The following is a 1,028-nucleotide window of genomic DNA, read 5'->3' on the forward strand; positions in this document are numbered from 1 at the left end:
TCACCAATCTGGCTTGAAAAATGGATCAGTTCTTTCCCCATCCAACGAACGCTTATCTTCATCAGAATAAATGAAATCGGCTTCTGGGTGTTGATTGAGTAATCGTGCAACTTCTAAAAGTGCGTCTGGAGACAACTCATCGTCATGATCCAAAAGACCTACAAATTCACCTGTTGCGATTTCTAGTGCTGAGTTGGAGGCTGCTGAGATATGTCCATTCTTCGCTCGGAAAACAGGCTTGATTCGCTCGTCTAATTCAGCATATTCGGCCAAGATACGTGAAACATGAGGATGGCTGGAGCAATCATCGGCAATACACAATTCCCAGAAAGGATAAATCTGAGCCAGTACAGAATCTAGCATGTCCCGTAAAACCAACTCTGGGGTATTGTAAGTTGGAACAATAATACTAATCGTGTATTTATAATTCAGATCCCCCACTTCATAAGGAAGCTGCTCCAGTTCTTGAGGAGAGGGTGTATTTTCTTTGACCCACGCAGCATAGATCAAAGGCGAGATATCTGCTTCGTAAAAAGCCCTTCGTATGTGTCTTTTTTGCTTTCTAATTTGGTCGAGATTTTTCTCAAAAAGATTGGATTTCCCTACATCTAACTTTAATGCTGTATTGTATTGGTGAATGGCTTCTTGAAGATAGCCCTGATAGTGCAAAAGATTGGCTAGTTTCGCATGTAATATTGAGTCTCTAGGGTTCTTGGCTAAATCCAAGTAAGCCTGCTGGATAGCTACTGGCTGTTGTTCCCTAAACTCCCTCCACGATCTAGATATTTCTTCAGTCCTGCTAATCAAATAAGAATCAATGGCCAGAGCTTTCTGGTAGAAGAATGTGGACTGCGACCAACATTTCAAGTCAGCGTAAGCTTTACCTAAGAGGTAGTAAGCTGAATACGGCTCAGAGTCTATATCAAGGATTTCCTTCAAGACTTGAATAGCTGACTGAATGTCTCCTACATCTAACATAGAAAACACCTGCTGATACTTGTCTTCAATAACATGAGAGTCAGCCCTTG

The 1,028-nt window shown here is 41.6% G+C and carries 1 protein-coding gene; it reads right to left on the bottom strand.

Translation table 11 applies throughout. The features are described from left to right. Positions 1 to 1,028: glycosyltransferase (locus F6K27_RS33385; RefSeq protein ID WP_287300983.1), on the bottom strand; the 1,028-nt coding region annotated here is incomplete at its 5' end.

This window comes from Okeania sp. SIO2F5, from assembly GCF_010692685.1.
Taxonomy (GTDB): domain Bacteria; phylum Cyanobacteriota; class Cyanobacteriia; order Cyanobacteriales; family Microcoleaceae; genus Okeania; species Okeania hirsuta.